Annotated in this window: 15 protein-coding genes; 6 read left to right on the top strand and 9 right to left on the bottom strand. The window is 68.2% G+C overall.

The window, feature by feature from the left end:
* Nucleotides 1–32: 32 nt before the first annotated feature.
* Nucleotides 33–467, top strand: coding sequence for an iron chaperone (locus ACRB8A_RS08895; RefSeq protein WP_432245981.1), 435 nt, complete (start codon nucleotides 33–35; stop codon nucleotides 465–467).
* Nucleotides 468–481: 14 nt separating this feature from the next.
* Here ACRB8A_RS08895 and ACRB8A_RS08890 read toward each other — a convergent pair whose 3' ends face one another.
* The gene (locus ACRB8A_RS08890) at nucleotides 482–1,420 is read right to left on the bottom strand and encodes a 5'-3' exonuclease (RefSeq protein ID WP_197273546.1); all 939 of its coding nucleotides are present in this window, start codon (nucleotides 1,418–1,420) and stop codon (nucleotides 482–484) included.
* Between the two features lie 137 nt (nucleotides 1,421–1,557).
* On the opposite strand from ACRB8A_RS08890, the gene ACRB8A_RS08885 reads away from it, so the two are divergent.
* Nucleotides 1,558–2,142 carry a dihydrofolate reductase family protein gene (locus ACRB8A_RS08885; protein ID WP_432245980.1) on the top strand — a complete coding sequence of 195 codons (585 nt, stop codon included), beginning with the start codon at nucleotides 1,558–1,560 and terminating at the stop codon, nucleotides 2,140–2,142.
* Here ACRB8A_RS08885 and ribA read toward each other — a convergent pair.
* Nucleotides 2,099–4,021 carry a GTP cyclohydrolase II RibA gene (gene ribA / locus ACRB8A_RS08880; RefSeq protein WP_432245979.1) on the bottom strand — a complete coding sequence of 641 codons (1,923 nt, stop codon included), beginning with the start codon at nucleotides 4,019–4,021 and terminating at the stop codon, nucleotides 2,099–2,101. The two genes, ACRB8A_RS08885 and ribA, sit on opposite strands and share 44 nt — an antisense overlap.
* A 106-nt stretch (nucleotides 4,022–4,127) precedes the next feature.
* On the bottom strand, nucleotides 4,128–5,330 hold the full coding sequence (locus tag ACRB8A_RS08875; protein ID WP_432245978.1) for a Gfo/Idh/MocA family protein: 1,203 nt from the start codon (nucleotides 5,328–5,330) through the stop codon (nucleotides 4,128–4,130).
* A gap of 227 nt (nucleotides 5,331–5,557) precedes the next feature.
* Here ACRB8A_RS08875 and arfB point away from each other — a divergent pair, with 227 nt between their 5' ends.
* Nucleotides 5,558–5,980, top strand: coding sequence for an alternative ribosome rescue aminoacyl-tRNA hydrolase ArfB (arfB, locus tag ACRB8A_RS08870; protein ID WP_050685167.1), 423 nt, complete (start codon nucleotides 5,558–5,560; stop codon nucleotides 5,978–5,980).
* Nucleotides 5,981–6,040: 60 nt separating this feature from the next.
* Here arfB and ACRB8A_RS08865 read toward each other — a convergent pair whose 3' ends face one another.
* Nucleotides 6,041–6,865, bottom strand: a complete 825-nt coding sequence (locus tag ACRB8A_RS08865) for a nucleoside hydrolase (protein WP_056600459.1) — start codon at nucleotides 6,863–6,865, stop codon at nucleotides 6,041–6,043.
* Between the two features lie 141 nt (nucleotides 6,866–7,006).
* Nucleotides 7,007–7,624, bottom strand: a complete 618-nt coding sequence (locus tag ACRB8A_RS08860; protein WP_082484338.1) for a TetR/AcrR family transcriptional regulator — start codon at nucleotides 7,622–7,624, stop codon at nucleotides 7,007–7,009.
* A gap of 116 nt (nucleotides 7,625–7,740) precedes the next feature.
* Here ACRB8A_RS08860 and ACRB8A_RS08855 point away from each other — a divergent pair, with 116 nt between their 5' ends.
* The gene (locus ACRB8A_RS08855; protein WP_050685169.1) at nucleotides 7,741–9,216 is read left to right on the top strand and encodes an MFS transporter; all 1,476 of its coding nucleotides are present in this window, start codon (nucleotides 7,741–7,743) and stop codon (nucleotides 9,214–9,216) included.
* Between the two features lie 32 nt (nucleotides 9,217–9,248).
* On the opposite strand, the gene ACRB8A_RS08850 is transcribed toward ACRB8A_RS08855, so the two are convergent.
* From ACRB8A_RS08850 to ACRB8A_RS08840, 3 genes are all read right to left on the bottom strand, one after another.
* A complete protein-coding gene (locus ACRB8A_RS08850) occupies nucleotides 9,249–9,809 on the bottom strand; it encodes a HEAT repeat domain-containing protein (RefSeq protein ID WP_432245977.1) in 561 nt (186 codons plus the stop codon).
* Nucleotides 9,810–9,843: 34 nt separating this feature from the next.
* Nucleotides 9,844–10,890, bottom strand: coding sequence for an NAD(P)-dependent alcohol dehydrogenase (locus ACRB8A_RS08845; RefSeq protein ID WP_050685171.1), 1,047 nt, complete (start codon nucleotides 10,888–10,890; stop codon nucleotides 9,844–9,846).
* A 92-nt stretch (nucleotides 10,891–10,982) separates the two neighbouring features.
* The gene (locus ACRB8A_RS08840; RefSeq protein WP_056599885.1) at nucleotides 10,983–11,723 is read right to left on the bottom strand and encodes an SDR family NAD(P)-dependent oxidoreductase; all 741 of its coding nucleotides are present in this window, start codon (nucleotides 11,721–11,723) and stop codon (nucleotides 10,983–10,985) included.
* 141 nt (nucleotides 11,724–11,864) lie between these two features.
* Between ACRB8A_RS08840 and ACRB8A_RS08835 the strand changes: the two genes are divergently transcribed.
* The gene (locus ACRB8A_RS08835) at nucleotides 11,865–12,482 is read left to right on the top strand and encodes a TetR/AcrR family transcriptional regulator (RefSeq protein ID WP_050685173.1); all 618 of its coding nucleotides are present in this window, start codon (nucleotides 11,865–11,867) and stop codon (nucleotides 12,480–12,482) included.
* Nucleotides 12,483–12,509: 27 nt separating this feature from the next.
* Here the strand turns inward: ACRB8A_RS08835 and ACRB8A_RS08830 are convergent, their stop codons facing one another.
* Nucleotides 12,510–15,047: an ABC transporter gene (locus ACRB8A_RS08830; protein WP_432245976.1), complete on the bottom strand. Its 2,538-nt coding sequence runs from the start codon at nucleotides 15,045–15,047 to the stop codon at nucleotides 12,510–12,512.
* A gap of 257 nt (nucleotides 15,048–15,304) precedes the next feature.
* On the opposite strand from ACRB8A_RS08830, the gene ACRB8A_RS08825 reads away from it, so the two are divergent.
* A complete protein-coding gene (locus tag ACRB8A_RS08825) occupies nucleotides 15,305–16,291 on the top strand; it encodes an aldo/keto reductase (RefSeq protein WP_050685175.1) in 987 nt (328 codons plus the stop codon).
* Nucleotides 16,292–16,319: the final 28 nt, after the last annotated feature.

The following is a 16,319-nucleotide window of genomic DNA, read 5'->3' as shown; positions in this document are numbered from 1 at the left end:
CACCCGCCGCGGAGTTGTTAACGGAGGATCACATGGCTGAAAAAACCACAGGGCTGTCCAAGGACGAGCGGGATGCTGTCAAACAGCGCGCCGCGGAACTCCGGACCGAGGAAAAAGCCGGTAAAACCCGGGCCGCAGGGGAACAGGCAGTCCGCGACGCGATCGCGGCAATGCCTGACGACGACCGTGTCCTCGCGGAGGGGATCGACCGGATTGTCACCGAGGTTGCCCCGCAGCTGGTGCCCAAGACCTGGTACGGCTTTCCGGCGTACACGGACGCGGACGGCAAGGTGGTGGTGTTTTTCAAGGCAGCGGCCAAGTTCACCTCCCGCTACGCCACAGTCGGGTTCGAGGAGTCAGCGAACCTTGACGACGGCGACCTCTGGGTCACGTCCTTCGCGCTGCTCGCCCTCACCCCGGAGACCGAGAAGCGGATCGCTGACCACATCAGGAAAGCTGCCGGCTGACCTGCCTCGAACCTTCAGGCGCGCTGGTCCAGGGCTGCCAGGAGCCGCTGGACCGAGCCGCCCAAATTCCATTCGGTGGCCAGGCGCTCCAGTTCCTTCCGCGGACCGCCGGTCACCGGACGAAGGTGCGCGCCTGCCTCCTCGAGGGTGGGCAGGTCCAGGTCCCGCACCAGGTTGACGACGGCGGGGGCTGCTTCAAGGTAGTCCCCGGCCGCCGCCAGTTTGGACCGCACGGCCGGGGAGATCTTGCTGGCGGGGTTGGCGGCTGCTTCGAGGAGTCCTGCCAGGGTCCCGTAGTCGAGGAGCAGCGTAGCTGCGGTCTTTTCGCCGATCCCCGCAACACCGGGGAGACCGTCCGAGGCGTCGCCGCGGAGGGTGGCGTAGTCGGCGTACTGCTGCGGGAGCACCCGGTATTTGGCAACCACGGTTTCCTCGGTCATCACGTCCAGGTTCTTCATGCCCCGGGCGGTGTAGATCACCCGGACCTGGCGGCGGTCATCGCAGACCTGGAACAGGTCCCGGTCGCCGGTGACAACATCCACGGGGAAGGCCGCATGGCTGGCGTAGGTGCCGATAACGTCGTCGGCTTCGTGGTTGGCGGCGCCCACCACGGCGATGCCGGCAAGATCCAGCACCTCGCGGATCATGGGCAGTTGCGCCTCCAGCGCGTCCGGGACCACCTCGACGTCGGTGGCGTCCGGAAACGCCTGGGCCACCCGGTGGGCTTTGTAGGTGGGAATCAGGTCCACCCGCCACTGCGGCCGCCAGTCGTTGTCCCAGCACGCCACAAGGTGCGTGGCGCGGTAGTCGGTGGTGAGCCGGGAGATCATGTCCAGCAGCCCGCGGACCGCGTTCACGGGGGTCCCGTCCGCCCGCCGGATGGAATCCGGCAACCCGTAGAAGGCACGGAAGTACAGCGACGCGGTGTCCAGCAACATCAGGCGGTGGGGCATACCTGATCCTTCCACGGCGCCTGCCGATCCGGCTACCGCCGGACGCCGGTACCGGCCCGCTGGCCAGCCACGATACCGGCGGCCGGGTGATACTGAAGGGAAGACAGCCCGAACCCTCGCAGTGATTGGAGTACTCCGTGCGCCACCTCGTCTACTTCGTCGCCACCTCGATCGACGGCTTCATCGCCGATCCGGCAGGCGATTTCTCCCGCTTCCCCGCGCAGCCTGAAACCCTGGCCAGCCTGTTCGCCCGGTACCCGGAGACATGCCCGGCGCACTTGCGTGCAGCGCTGGGAGTCACCGGTGCGCCCCGCCGCTTCGACACCGTCCTGCTGGGCCGGCGCACGCACGAGCCGGCGGTCGCGGCGGGCCTGTCAGACGGCGCCTATCCACACCTGCGGCAGATCGTTGCCACCCATCAGCTGCTGCCGGCGTCGCCCCACGTGGAGATCATGGCAGGCGACATCGCCGCGCGGGTTGCGAAGCTCAAGGACGGGCCCGGCCGGGACATCTGGCTGTGCGGGGGCGGGCAGCTCGCCGGCCAGCTGGTGGACCTCATCGACGAGATCCAGTTGAAGATCAATCCCATCCTCCTGGGCAGCGGAATCCCGCTCTTCAGCAACGGAACGGAACCCCGTGACCTGCAGGCCATTGCGGCGGAAGCGCTGCCGGGTGGGATCACGCTGGCGACGTACCGGACCGGAAACGGCCAGCGGCACTGACCAGCAGGTCGCGGCCGGCCCGCTCCAGGATGGGGTCCAGGCTCAAGGTGGGGTGGTTGACCAGGACGCCGATGTCGCGCTGGATCCGCTGCAGGGGATGTGCCAGCCGGTGCACGCCGGCTCCGGAACCGGCCATAACCAGGCGCACCGCGTCCTGGGCGGCATCGGCGCTGAGGCCCAGCAGCAGCCGGACCTCGGCTCGCCCGGCTTCGGTGGGGTCCGGGCCCTTCCCGGGTCCCGCCGTCGTGATGGCGCCAAGGGCGTCCGTCCACAGCAGGCGGGCCGAGGCGAGCTGTCCGAAGGCCCGGGCAAAGCGTGCCTGCGCCAGCGGCGAGTCTGCCTGCCGGCCCACGGGGTTTTTGCCGCCGCCGGTCTGCAGCCGGTCCCGGAACAGGTCCACGGCGCTTTCTGCAGCGCCGAGGGCCACCGAGGGCGCCACCAGGTTCAGCAGCGTCCCCATGGGTGCGTGGATCAGGGGTTCCGGGTGGATCCTGCTGCCTGGGTTGTCCGGCGCCGCCAACTTCTCCCACGCCAGGGTGCGGTAGCCCGGAACGAACAGGTCCGTGGCCAGCAGGTCATTGCTGCCTGTTCCGCGCAGGCCGTCGGTGTGCCAGGCATCCTGCAGTTCCAGCTCCGGCACCGGGACCAGGCACTGCAGGCGAACGCCGTCGAGGTCCACGGCCAGCAGGGCCCACTCCGAGTGCAGGATGCCGGAGGCAAAGCGCCAGTGCCCGGTGATGGCCAGCCCGCCGGGCACGGTGCGGGCCGTTCCCGCCGGTGCGCTGGTCGCAGCGGCCAGGGGCATGGTTCCGTGGCTGAAGACCTCGTCCTGGACCTGACGCGGCCAGCGCGCCAGCATCCAGGCGTGTTCCATCAGGTGCCCTGCCGTCCAGGCCGTCGAGGCGCAGCCCCTGGCCAGCAGCCGGATGACCTCTGCATAGGTGTCCGCGCCCATGCCTAAGCCGCCCAGGGCCTTCGGGACCAGGACCCGGAAGACTCCGGCACCATGCAGGTCTGCCACGGTGTCCGCCGGCAGGCGCCGCTGCGCCTCGGTGTCGGCAGCGCGGGCCTGCAGGGCCGGGACCAGGGCCTCCACCCGGGCCAGGAGGTCTGCGGGATCGGGGATGCCGGCAGGCGCCGGCACAGCGGAAGCATTTCCTGCAGAACGCTCGACGGCGGAGGGCTCGACGGCGGCCGGCAGGACCAGCGTATGGGCGGTCCGGTCGCGCTTGGCGGCGAGGTACCGGCCGTTGGCCGCCGAAAGGTGCACGCCCGTGGCGACGGACTCGGTGATGCCGATGCCGAACCCCGCCAGCTGGGCGGCCTTGTCCGGGTTGTTGCTCAGCAGCCGCACGGAGGTGGCGCCCAGGGCGTGCAGCATCTGGGCCGCGGCGGTGTAGTCCCGTTCGTCAGCCGCGTGGCCCAGCGCCAGGTTGGCATCGTAAGTGTCCAGCCCCGTGTCCTGCAGGGCATAGGCGTCCAGCTTTGAATACAGTCCGATGCCCCGTCCTTCCTGCCGCAGGTACAGCAGGAAGCCGCCCGTGCCGGCAATCTGCTCCACGGCTTCGCGGAGTTGGGGTCCGCAGTCGCAGCGCTCGCTGCCGAAGACGTCCCCTGTCATGCACTCGCTGTGCATCCGGACCAGCGGGGCGGCTCCGGCCGGGGATCCGGTCGCGGGGTCGGCACCGAGGAGGGCCTGCTCCCACGGTCCGAGGGCCAGCAGCAGGTGTTCCTTGCCGTCGGCCAGGCCGTGGAAGGTCAGGACGTCAGCGGTGGTGCTGTATCCGTCGGAAAAACGCAGGGGAACGGTGACCTGGGTGCGCACGGTGGCCGCGGGCGGGACCGGGAAGTGGCGGGAGGTGTGGGCAACAGCGGTCATGGCGGTCCTCTGCGGTCGAGTTACTTGAAGCTTAAAGTTTATCTTAGATGTGTTTACTCAAAGCTTCAAGTGTTTCGCCGTGGGAGCTGCCGCCCGCGCCTCCCGGTTAGAGCGCCGTCGGCGCGTCCCCGAAGTCGGGGATGGGCAGCCGTGCGCCGTTCTGGAGGGCGGATTCGTGCGCAATGATGCCGGGAAGCGTAAAGCGAGCGGCGGTCCAGGCGTTGACCGGGGGCAGCGTTCCGGAGTTGACCGCCGTCACAAAGTCGTCCACCAGGAAATGGTGACTGCCCTCGTGGCCATTGGGCGCGCCCTGGAATTCGGCGGGCAGCCGGGAACTGTCGTGGACAGGGGCCAGCCCGGACACAAAGGCGTCACGGAGTTCCGGCGCCACGTTCTCCAGCGACGGATCGTCCAGGGACATGCTGGCCTGCGTCGCCATGAGGTGCGAGATGTCCTCCACGGCCGCCTTGTTCTGCCACACCGTCACGTTGGCCAGCTGCTCGAAGCTGGCCTCCGTGCCGAAGAACCGGAACCGCGATTCACGGATGTGGGAGGGGTAGCCCACCCGGCGCATCTCATTGGTACGCATGGCCCCGCCGTCGCTCATTTCAAACAGGGCGGTGGCGTTGGAGAAATCGTTGCCGAACATGCTGATCTCACGGTCGAAGACGCCATCGCCGCGGTCATCCCTGACCCCGACGCAGCTGACGCTGACGGCATGGGAGGCCGTGGCGCCCAGCACGCCGCCGATGGCGTGGGTGGGGTAGAGCATGGGCGGGTAGCTTGCCGTTTCCTTCCACTGCTCGCCGCCACTGTAGGCGTAGGCATCGTAGAAGCCCAGGTCCATGTCGTGGACGTAGTCGCCTTCGGTGTAGAACAGCCGGCCGAAGTCGCCCGCGGCCTGCCGGTTCCGGGCATAGACGGTGGCGGGGTTGTAATAGCTGGTCTCCCCCATCATGTACACCTTCCCGGTCTCCCGTACCGCCTCGATGATCCGCGCGATCTCGGCTTCGGTGATGGCCATGGGCACCGCCGAGTAGACATGCTTGCCGGCCCGTAGCGCACGCTCCACCAACGGCCCGTGGGTCCAGCGCTGGGTGAAGATGGCCACAGCGTCCACGTCGGAGGCAAGCAGGTCATCGAAGGACGCCATGGTGCCGGTCAGGTGGTGTTGCCGGACAGCCTCTTCGGCACGCTCCGGGCGCTCGTCCACGGCGTAGACGGCACTGACGCCGGGGTGCAGCATAAACAGGTGGGCAAACTGGCCGCCGAACTGGCCGGCGCCGACCACGCCGAGAGAAAACGTCATTGTTATGGGTCCTTTTGTTGAGTACGGATGCGGTCCCACTATTCTTGGCCGTATTTCTACTCGAGTCAACTGTTTTTCAAGTAGCCGTTCTCAACCTTTAGCAGCATGCTTTCTGATTTGGCATTGATTTATCTACTCGTGTAGATGGAAGATTCGGGTTAAGCGGGCAACCCGGCCTGACCGGACCGGTGGCGGCCACCGCGCCGCCGGTGTGCAATTCTGGGGGAATGGACCTGGAGGTGCTACCCACGCTTGTTATCCCGGCGGCCGAGCTGGGCTGGCGGTTTTCGCGCGCCTCAGGTCCCGGCGGGCAGCACGTCAACACCACCGACAGCCGGGCGGAGCTGTCCTGGAATCCAGGCGCTTCTGCTGTTCTTTCGGAAGGCCAGCGCGGAATGCTGCTGGCCCGGCTGGGCCCCCGGCTCGTTGCCGGCGTGATCACCGTGACGGCGTCCGAGCAGCGCTCTCAGCTTCGGAACCGCGAACTGGCGCTGGCGAAACTGGCGGCGCTGGTTGCTGATGCCTTGGCGCCGGGTCCGGCCGTTCGCCGGGCCACCAAGCCCACCCGCGGGTCGCACCGCCGCCGCCTCGCCGCCAAGGTGCAGCGGTCCGCCACCAAGCAGCAACGACGGCGGCCACCGGCGGAGTAGCGGCTTTTAGGGGCGCGTTCAGGCGCCGCTGTTCAGGCCCGGTTGTTCAGGCGCGGTTGTTCAGGCCCGGTTGTTCAGGGCCAGCCGGGCGAAGAAATCCTCAACCACCAGCCGGGAATCCAGCTGCTTATAGAGCCGGCGGGACGGCGCGGTGCCGGTTGTTTCATAGCTGCTGGTGACATCGTCGAGGCCGGTGACCAGCAGCGGCGCGCTGTCCCCCAGGCACCAGGTGGGGCCGAACTTTACGACGTCCGGAACCTGCAGGGTGTCAAAGCGCTCCCAAAGCCAGGCGCCGGCGTCGCCCGCTTGTTTCAGGCGGTGCTCAAGCTCCGCCAGGGAAACCACCAACTGACGGTAGGTCTCGAGCGGAAACTGCCACACCGCCAGGTCCGGGTTGCGGAGGACGAAGCCGGCTGCTTCGGGGTCGGTGAAGTAGTTGTATTCATCGGCGTCCGCCGCCGCGCCGCCTACCCAGGCCAGGGTGAGCCGGCCAGCGATGCCGGGATCCGCCAGCAGGGCGTCCGCTACGTTGGTCAGCGGCCCTGCGCAGACCAGGACCGCGGGAAGGTCGCCGTCGGCGTTGGCCGCCGCCACGATGGCGCGGGCAGCGGCGGAATCCCGCGGCCTTCCCGTGAAAGGACTGTCCGGACCGGCGTGGACCGGGGCCGGGACAGCCAGGACCTGCAGGAGTTCCGCCGCAAGGGCTGACCCCGCCAGGGCCTGGCCGGCCGGCGGGCCGAACATGGGATTGGTCAGCGACCCCGTCACGGCGATGATCCGGTTGGCCGGAGACAACGCATGGTGGGCCAGTCCGATCAGTCCATCCGGATCGCCCGCCCAGTCGTTGTCGATAATGACGCGGCATCGTGGTTCAACCCGGATCATGCTGTCCCCTTCCACCGCCGGGCGCTTGCCGCGGTGACGTGCGGCCCCTTGGTCCTGCCGGGATGGCAGCCGGTAACCGTCAGCCAACCATGAACCGGCAGGGCCTGCCGGTGCCGGCGGATTTCATTCAATGGAAGGGTTTCACTCCTGCGTAGGGGCAGGCGCGGTGGTGAGCAGGGCCCGGAGTGCCTGGCCCAGCGGTTCAGTGAAGTCGGCGGAGGTGGCAGAGGTGACCGGCTGGACACCGGTGGAGGTCCGCAGCATCACCAGGCCCAGCATGGTGGCGATCGCTATCTGCGCCCGCAGGAGGAGCGGCTCCGTGGTGGGGTCCTCCGCACGCCAGCCGGCAACCCCGGCAAGCCGTTCCGTGAAGGACTCCAGCGTCCTGCGGCGGATGGCATCCGCCCGCTCATCGCCGGAGGACCGGAGCAGAAGCAGCAGCTGGAGCGGATCATCCGGGTTGGGCAGTTCGATGATGTGCCCGATCAGCCTGTCCACCAGTTCGTCCACCGTGCCGGGGCGGGTAATCCGCCGCGGATCCAGTTCGTCAACGGTCCGGCTCATGCAGGCTTCAAACAGGCCCTCCTTCGACCCGAAGTAGCGGCTGATCAGGGCTACATTGACGCCCACGTCCGCGGCGATATGCCGGACCGTGGTAGCCCGGAAGCCTTCGGTGGCAAACCTGCGGCGGGCAGCCTGGACCAGGCGGCGGCGCGTGCCAGCTGCGTCCCTGCCCGTCGTCGTCTGTTGGTTGTCCATGTCCTGCCTTTCCTTCCCCAACCCTATCCGGAATACCGGCATGTAAACGCATGTTGACTTAACTTGTTCCGTGATCAATCATGAGTCATCAACTGTTTACATCTTGGAGGAGCATCATGTCCGTCACTACGCAGCAACCGGCCGGGAGTCCCGCGCCCGGAGCGGACGTCCAGCGGCCACGGGGCACCGCAATCATCATGTACCTGGCCTTGGCCGGGCTGTCCTTTGCCGTCCTGCAGTCACTCGTGGCTCCCGCGCTGGGCACCATCGGCAAGGACCTGGGCGTCGCCACCAGCGATGCAAGCTGGGTCCTCACCGCCTACCTGCTGGCCGCCGCCGTCCTGACGCCCGTGCTGGGCCGCCTGGGAGACATGGTGGGCAAGCGCAAAGTCCTCATTGTGGTGCTCGCGCTGCTCCTGGCCGGTACCGTCCTGGCAGCCCTGGCCACCAACCTCACCGTGCTGATCATTGCCCGGGTACTCCAGGGCGCGGCCGGTGCCGTGATGCCGCTGTCCATCGGCATTGTCCGCGATGAGCTGCCCAAGGAGCGCGTCAGCGTCACCATCGGCCTGCTGTCCGCGATTTTCGGAATCGGCGCCGGCATTGGCATCGTAGCTGCCGGGCCCATCGTTGAGGCCCTGTCCTGGCACTGGCTGTTCTGGCTGCCCGCCGCGCTGGTGCTCATCGCCCTCCTGGGTGCCATCTTCGGGATGCCCGAGTCCCCCGTCCGCAAACCCGGCCGCCTGGACATGCTGGGAACCGGCGTCCTCACCGTGGCCCTGGTGGCCATCCTGCTGGCCGTCACGGAAGGACAGGCCTGGGGCTGGGGCGATGCCAAAACTGTTGGCCTCCTGATCGGCGGCGCCGCCGCACTGGCAGCCTTTGTCATCATTGAACTGCGCGTTGCCGAGCCCCTGGTGGATGTCCGGCTGTTCAAAAACCGTGGCGTGTGGACCGCCCACATCGTTGCCCTGGCCTTCGGGTTCGCCATGTTCGGCACGTTCATCCTGATCCCCACGCTGCTGCAGTTGCCGTCCGTGCTGGGCTACGGCTTCGGCAAGTCCGTCAGCGAGGCGGGCCTGTACCTGCTGCCCACCATCGTGGCCATGGTCATCTCCGGTGTGGTGGCCGGTGCCCTCATCCGCCGGATCGGACCAAAGGTTCCCATGATTGTGGGTGCCGTGTCGGTCATCGCCGCATTTATCCTGCCCGCCCTGGGCCATGCGGAGGCGTGGCAGATCCTGGTCTCCGGCGTCCTCACCGGCATTGGCATCGGTATGGCACTGGCTGCCACGTCCAATGCCATTGTCGAAAGCGTTCCCGCCACCCAGACCGGCGAAGCCATCAGCGCCAACACCGTGCTGCGGACCATTGGCAGCAGCGTGGGCACCGCAGTCATCGCGGCGCTCATCTCTTCCAACGTCACCCCGCAGGGGGCGCCGTCCGACGACGCCTTCACCCTGGGCTTCTGGGCCTCGGCTGCCGTGGGCGTGCTCGCCCTCCTGGCTGCACTCCTGGCCCCGTCGCACCGGCAGCGGAAGCAGGACGCGGCAGCCGCCGGAATCGACGACTTTCCTGAAGCAGGCAGCTAGGTCCGGACCGCGGGGCAACGCCGGCGCCGGCCTCAGCGGAGCCTGCGGTCCAGCCGCTGCTCCATGCGGTCCAGTGCCTGGGCAGCGGCGGCGGCTTCACGCAGGCTGCCGAATTCCCCTGCCAGCAGTGGGCCGGCGGCGTCCGCCTCGCAGGTGTCGCCGATGGCTTTGGCCGCGGCTATCCGGACCCGCTCCGTTCCGTCGGCCATCAGTTTGACCAGTTCGTCCGCCGCCTCCGGCAGGTCCCGGAGGCGGCAGACTTTTGCGCACATCTCCCGCACCCGCCAGTGGTCATCGGAAAGTCCGGACACCACGGCCGGCGCGGCCGTGGTGTCCCAGACGTAAAGCAAGGCCCGGGCGCCCCAGACCCGGAACCAGTACGCGTCCCAGCCAGGGGAGCCGCCCAGCAGTCGGATATCCCTCACCCCGTCCTTGCCGGCCCCGTCCAGACCAGCCCCGTCCAAACCAGCGTCGTCCGGACCAGCGTCGTCCGGGTCGGCGCCGGCCAGCAGGCCCGCCGCCCAGTCCACCACCTCATCCGCGCCGTAGCGCCGGACTGCCGATTCGATCAGGGCCTGCGGACGTTCCCTCATGCCCCGATCCTAGGGACCGGGGCCGGGAACGCAACTACTTTCCGTGCGGAACGATCACGGCCCGGGCGCTCAACTGCCCGTCCGCCAGCCTGCGGTAGGCGGCCAGCCCGTCCTCGAGGCTGAACGTCTCGATGTCCGGCACAATCTGGCCTGCCCGGTACATGTCCACCACCTCGTGAAGTTCCTCGATGGTGCCCCAGTAGGTGTTGGTGATGGTGGACTCGTACGGCGTGTTGAAGAAGGTCCACTCGTGGACTCCCCCGGCAATGCCCACCACGGTCAAGCGGCCGCCCTGCGCCATGGATCCGGTGGCAGTGGCGATGGTGGGCGTAACGCCAACAAAGTCGAAGGCCGCGTCAACGCCGCGCCCTCCGGTAATGGCGCGGATCCGCTCCACCTGTCCGGGACCGCCCGGGACGGTGATGGCGCCGGCAGCTTCCGCCTTGGCCATGGCCTCGGGTTTCATGTCCGTGGCGATCACCGTGGCGCCGGTCAGTGCCTTGAGGATCTGGACGGCGATCTGGCCCAGGCCGCCAAGTCCGACGACGAGCGCGAACCGGCCGCCACCCGCCAGGTTGGGCATGGCCTGCTTGATGGCGTGGTAGGGCGTCAGTGCGGCATCGGACAACGGGGCTGCAGCCACGGGATCCGCGTCGCCCAACGGAATCAGGTTCCGGACCGGCACGGTGACGTACTCCGCCATGCCGCCGTCGCGGCCCAGTCCGATGGCGAGGTAGGGGTTGGTGGCGGCGTTGGCACAATAGGTGTCCTGCCCCCGGGAGCAGGCCTTGCAGTGGCCGCAGCCAACGGGCCCGTACACCAGGTATGCGTCGCCGATCCCGATGCCGGAGACGCCGGGACCCACTTCCTCGACCCAGCCGGAGCTTTCGTGGCCCAGGACAAAGCCCTTTTTGATGTTGCCGGGGACCTCTGCGGTGAAGTCCTGGAAAATGCTGACGTCCGAGTGGCAGGCACCGGCGCCGGCCACCTTCAGCAGGACCTCGCCCGGGCCGGGCGTTGGCTTGGCCACGTCCGCCAGCACGGGAAACTGCTGCCATTCCTCAAAAACGATTGCGCGCATGTCGATGGTCTTTCTGTGTGGTTCAGGTCAGGGGGCGGTGCGGACTGCCCGGCTGCCGGAGCGTGCCGGGCCATCCGCAGGGGCTTTGGCGATCAGCGGGCGGTATAGCCGCCGTCGACCACAAGTTCGGAGCCGGTCATAAACGCAGCGTCGTCGCTGGCGGCGAACAGGATGACCGCTGCGACGTCCTCGGGCCGGCCCAGCCGCGCCATCGGGGTGGTTTCCGTGAGCAACTGGCGGTCGGTGTCCCCCAGGATGGGCGTGTCAATGAATCCGGGGTGCACCGAGTTCACGCGGACGCCTTCCGTGGCCCAGCCGAGCGCCGTGTTTTTGGTCAGGGTGCGCACGGCGCCCTTGGCTGCGGCGTAGGCCGGGGACGTTCCGAAGCCGCCCACAATCCCGAACATGGAGGAGACGTTCACCACCGCGCCGTTGCCGGACTCCTTCAGGGCGGCCGATGCGGCCTTGACACCGAGGAACACGCTGGTCTGGGTCACGGCAACCACTTTGTTGTAGGTTTCCAGGCTGGTGACTTCAATGGCCTGGTTGTCGCCGATGCCGGCGTTATTAACCAGGACGTCCAGCCGGCCGAATTCCCGCAGGGTGAAGGCCACGGCGTCGGCCCAGCCGGCCTCGCTGGTGACGTCCAGGTGGATGGCCCGGGCATTGCCGCCGGCGGCCTCGATCCCGGCGACAACCTGCGCTGCGGGACCGTCCTGGACATCGGCGATGACCACCGAGCCACCTTCCGCCGCGAAACGTACCGCGGAAGCCCGGCCAATGCCGCTGGCCCCTCCGGTGATGATGCCGACGCGACCGTCAAAACGGGCCATGGTGCTTCCTTCCAGCCGATGGGCCGGACAACCGCCGGCCTCAGATATCTATCCAACACTTGTTGGATACTTGACACGCTACGCTCGGACTGGCGGTAAATCCACCGCTGGAGTCCGACATCACCCGGGAGTGTGACCTGCATGACATCGCCGCAGAAGGAGGGCGCCGCCTTGGCACCCGCGCTGGACCCCCGGGCTCAGCGCAGCAGGGAGCGCCTCGCCGCGGCCATCCTGGACCTTGCGGCGGACCACGACGCCGGATCGCTCACCGCTTCCCAGGTGGCCGCTGCTGCCGGGGTGAACAGGTCAACGTTCTACCAGCACGCCGCCTCACCGGTGGCGCTCCTCCATCAGGTGCTCTCGACGGAGCTGGACGCCCTGCGCTCCGGGAACCTTACAGCGACGGATAACGAACTGGGCGATGCGATCCGCGCAGTCACCGCAGGAGTGGTCCAGCACGTGGACCAGCACCGCAGGATCTACCGGCGCGGCCTGAACACCGACGCCGGTCCTGCCGGGCTGCACGCCATGCTGGGCGGGCACTTCGAGGCATCCGTGCGGCTGGTCCTCGAAAGCAGGGGCATCACCGTCAGCGCCCGGGACGGCCGCCGGGTTCCGGCGGCGATGGTGGCCCGCTTCATCGCTTACGGCGTGGTGGGTGCGTTCGAGTCGCGGTTGCTGGAGGATACGCCCCGGGCCGCCGGGGATTTCCTGGCGGACCTCAGCGAACTGCTGCCCGCGTGGTGGCCGATCGGCTGACAGGCCGGTGCCACCGCAGGCAGGGCGCTAAGCCAGCCGGGCCGCCAGGTAGGGTGCGGTCCGGGATGCTGCCGAACGGGCCACGTGGGCGGGGGTTCCGGCCGCAACAACCTGGCCGCCCGCGTCACCGCCGGCAGGTCCCATGTCGATCACCCAGTCGGCGGCGGCCGCCACGTCCATGTCGTGTTCCACCACAACAACGGTGTTCCCGGCATCCACCAGCTTGTGCAGCTGGGCCATCAGCAGCTGCACGTCAGCCGGGTGCAGCCCGGTGGTGGGCTCATCCAGGAGGTACAGGGTATTGCCCCGCTGGGCCCGCTGCAGTTCGGTGGCCAGCTTGATGCGCTGCGCCTCGCCGCCGGACAGCTCCGTGGCGGGCTGGCCCAGGCGAAGGTAGCCCAGCCCCACATCGCGCAGTGCCTGCAGGCTCCGCGCCGCAGCAGGGATGTCGGTGAGGAAACCGGCAGCGGCGTCCACCGTCATGCCCAGGACACCGGCCACCGTCTCGCCGCGGTACGTCACCTCAAGCGTCCCGGGGTTGAACCGCGTGCCGTGGCATTCCGGGCAAGGCCCATAGCTGCCGGGCAGGAACAAAAGCTCGACGGCCACAAAACCCTCACCCTCGCAGGTTTCGCACCGGCCACCGGCCACGTTGAAGGAAAACCGGCCGGCACCGTAACCGCGGGCACGGGCATCCTCCGTGGCGGCGAATTCACGGCGGACCGCGTCAAAGAGCCCCGTGTACGTGGCCAGGTTGGAGCGCGGGGTCCGCCCGATGGGCTTCTGGTCCACCGACACCAGACGGTCAATGCGGTCCAGTCCGGCCGCTGACAGCAGACCCTCGGCGGGCCCGTCATCAGCGTGCAGCCGGTGGCCCACAACGTCGGCCAGGACCTGGCTGACCAGCGTGGACTTGCCGGAGCCGGACAGGCCGGTGACGGCGGTCAGCACACCCAGCGGCACCTCGACGTCCAGCCCGCGGAGGTTGTTGCGGGTGACGCCGCGCAACTCAAGCCATTCCGAGGCATCCCGGCCGGCACCCGCGGCGCGCTGCTCCGCGGCGGTACCCGTTCCGGCGTCGGCCGTTGCTCCTGCTTCCGCCGGAAACAGGAAAGGCCGCGTCACGGATGACGCTACGCCGGCCAGGCCGGCCACCGGCCCGCTGTACAGCACCTCGCCGCCGCCTTCCCCGGCCCGGGGTCCCACGTCCACCAGCCAGTCGGCCCTGCGGACCACATCCATGTTGTGCTCCACCACAAACACGGAATTGCCGGCCGCCTTGAGCTGCTCCAGGACCGCCTGAAGCGCTTCGGCGTCCGCCGGGTGCAGCCCTGCCGACGGTTCGTCCAGCACGTAGATCACGCCGAACAGGCCGGACCGGAGCTGGGTGGCGATCCGCAGCCGCTGCACCTCCCCCGGCGACAACGTGGGGGTTGCCCGGCCCAGGCCCAGGTAGCCGAGGCCCAGGTCCAGCAGGACCGTGACCCGCTGGAGCAGGTCACGGGTGATGGTCACCGCCACCTCGTTGGTTTCGCCTGTGCCCTGCCGGCGCGAGGCGGTCCCGGCGTCGTTCACGCGTGTGGTGGGGCGGATGATGTCCGCCAGTTCGGTCAGCGGCGCCGCGTTCAGTTCGGCGATGGTCCGGCCGGCGAAGGTGACGGCCATGGCTTCCGGGGTGAGGCCGCTGGCGCCGCAGACAGCGCACGGACCGGTCTGCATAAACCGCAGCGCCCGCTCACGCATGGTGTTGCTCTTTGAATCCGCCAGTGTATGCAGGACGTAGCTTTTGGCGCTCCAGAACCGGCCCTTGTACGGCTTGGCCACCCGGTCCCGCTGCGGCGTGATCTCCACAACGGGCTGCTCGGCGGTGAAGAGAATCCAGTCCCGGTCTTTTTTGGCCAGCTGCCGCCACGGGGTATCCACGTCGTAGCCCAAATGGATCAGGATGTCGCGGAGGTTTTTGCCCTGCCAGGCACCAGGCCAGGCAGCGATGGCGCCGTCGCGGATGCTCAGGGACCGGTCCGGGACCAGCGAGTCCTCGGTGACCGTGTGTGTGGTGCCCAGGCCATGGCATTCGGGGCACGCCCCGGCCGCGGTATTCGGGGAGAAGGCGTCCGAATCCAGCGGACGGGCGCCGGCGGGGTACGTGCCTGCACGGGAAAAAAGCATGCGCAGCGAGTTGGACAACGTGGTGACGGTACCCACCGTGGACCGGGCCGTGGCCGTCCCGCGGCGCTGCTGGAGCGCGACGGCGGGCGGCAGGCCCGTGATCATTTCCACCTTGGGATTGTGGCCCTGCTGGATCAGGCGCCGCGCGTAGGGCGCAACAGATTCAAAGTAGCGGCGCTGCGCCTCGGCGTAGATGGTACCGAAAGCCAACGAGGACTTGCCGGAACCCGAAACACCTGTGAAGGCAACAATCGCGTCCCGCGGAACGCCGACATCCACGTTGCGGAGGTTGTTTTCCCGGGCTCCCCGGACAGTGACGAAGCCGGCAGTGGCCTGGTTGTCAGCCGGCAACTGTCCGGCGTCGCGGGAAAGGTCAGCTGCTTGAACGGTCTGCATCTATGCGGGTTCCTCCGGCATCCGCCGGCGGTGCGGCGGCTGCTGTTGATTGGTCCTGGCTGTCCACTGTATCGCCGGTCAGGAGCCCCCAGCGACGCAAGTCCCCCTGACGGCCCGCCCCATTGCATGCCGGCTGTCCAACCACGTGAGGGATACCTTGCCGGTACACGTTCCAGCAGGGCCTCCCACACATTCCCGGAGGGGTGTTGACTGGGGAGCAGGCTAGCCGGCCTGCAACGTTCGACGAAGGAGAGACGATGCACACAAGGACACTGGGCCAGGGCCTCGAGGTTTCTGCACTGGGGCTGGGCTGCATGGGCATGTCGCAAAGCTACGGCCCCAACCCCGGGGACCGCGCCGGGATGATCGCAGTACTGCGCGGCGCCGTGGACCTTGGGGTCACTTTTTTCGACACCGCCGAGGTCTACGGGCCTTTTGTCAACGAGGAACTGGTGGGTGAGGCGCTGGAACCGGTCCGGGACCAGGTTGTCATTGCCACAAAGTTCGGCTGGCGGATCGAAGCCGGCAGATCCGTGGGGCTGGACAGCACGCCTGGGCGAATCAGGCAGGTGGCGGAGGAGTCCCTGCGCCGGCTGAGGGTGGACTGCCTCGATCTGTTCTACCAGCACCGGGTGGACCCCGATGTACCCATCGAGGACGTTGCCGGTACCGTGGCCGAACTCGTCCAGGCGGGCAAAGTCCGTCATTTTGGCCTTTCCGAAGCCTCGGCTGCCACCATCCGCGCCGCCCACGCAGTCTTCCCCGTCACCGCAGTGCAAAGCGAGTATTCGCTGTGGACCCGCGACCCGGAGCCGGAAGTCCTGCCCACGCTGGCGGAACTGGGCATCGGGTTTGTTCCCTTCAGCCCCCTGGGCAAGGGATTCCTCACGGGTACCGTTGACGCCGCCACCGAGTTTTCCACCGATGACGTCCGGAACACCATCCCACGGTTCACCAGCGGCAACCGGACCGCCAACCACACACTGGTGGACCACGTAACTGCGCTCGCCGCCGTCAGGGGCGCCACCCCCGGGCAGGTTGCGTTGGCCTGGCTGCTGGCGCAGCAGCCGTGGATCGTGCCCATCCCGGGAACCCGCCGTCGTGGGCGCCTGGTGGAAAATGCTGCCGCCACCGCCCTGGCGCTGTCCGCTGATGAGGTGGCAGACCTTAACGGCGTGGCCCGCCGGATCGGGGTGCAGGGCAACCGGTACAACGACACCCACCTGGGCCTGGTGGGCCGCTAGCCACTCCCCGGACCTGCCTCAAGCCGCT

The organism is Arthrobacter sp. G.S.26, from assembly GCF_050847375.1.
GTDB lineage: Bacteria > Actinomycetota > Actinomycetes > Actinomycetales > Micrococcaceae > Arthrobacter.
Note: the sequence above shows the minus strand (reverse complement) of the source record. Positions and strands in the feature narration are given on the sequence as shown.

Bases quoted from the DNA above. Each gene is read 5' to 3' on its own strand.
- ACRB8A_RS08895 (WP_432245981.1), top strand. From the start codon at position 33: ATGGCTGAAAAAACCACAGGGCTGTCCAAGGACGAGCGGGATGCTGTC.
- ACRB8A_RS08890 (WP_197273546.1), bottom strand. From the start codon at position 1,420: ATGCCCCACCGCCTGATGTTGCTGGACACCGCGTCGCTGTACTTCCGT.
- ribA (WP_432245979.1), bottom strand. From the start codon at position 4,021: ATGACCGCTGTTGCCCACACCTCCCGCCACTTCCCGGTCCCGCCCGCG.
- ACRB8A_RS08875 (WP_432245978.1), bottom strand. From the start codon at position 5,330: ATGACGTTTTCTCTCGGCGTGGTCGGCGCCGGCCAGTTCGGCGGCCAG.
- arfB (WP_050685167.1), top strand. From the start codon at position 5,558: ATGGACCTGGAGGTGCTACCCACGCTTGTTATCCCGGCGGCCGAGCTG.
- ACRB8A_RS08865 (WP_056600459.1), bottom strand. From the start codon at position 6,865: ATGATCCGGGTTGAACCACGATGCCGCGTCATTATCGACAACGACTGG.
- ACRB8A_RS08860 (WP_082484338.1), bottom strand. From the start codon at position 7,624: ATGGACAACCAACAGACGACGACGGGCAGGGACGCAGCTGGCACGCGC.
- ACRB8A_RS08855 (WP_050685169.1), top strand. From the start codon at position 7,741: ATGTCCGTCACTACGCAGCAACCGGCCGGGAGTCCCGCGCCCGGAGCG.
- ACRB8A_RS08850 (WP_432245977.1), bottom strand. From the start codon at position 9,809: ATGAGGGAACGTCCGCAGGCCCTGATCGAATCGGCAGTCCGGCGCTAC.
- ACRB8A_RS08845 (WP_050685171.1), bottom strand. From the start codon at position 10,890: ATGCGCGCAATCGTTTTTGAGGAATGGCAGCAGTTTCCCGTGCTGGCG.
- ACRB8A_RS08840 (WP_056599885.1), bottom strand. From the start codon at position 11,723: ATGGCCCGTTTTGACGGTCGCGTCGGCATCATCACCGGAGGGGCCAGC.
- ACRB8A_RS08835 (WP_050685173.1), top strand. From the start codon at position 11,865: ATGACATCGCCGCAGAAGGAGGGCGCCGCCTTGGCACCCGCGCTGGAC.
- ACRB8A_RS08830 (WP_432245976.1), bottom strand. From the start codon at position 15,047: ATGCAGACCGTTCAAGCAGCTGACCTTTCCCGCGACGCCGGACAGTTG.
- ACRB8A_RS08825 (WP_050685175.1), top strand. From the start codon at position 15,305: ATGCACACAAGGACACTGGGCCAGGGCCTCGAGGTTTCTGCACTGGGG.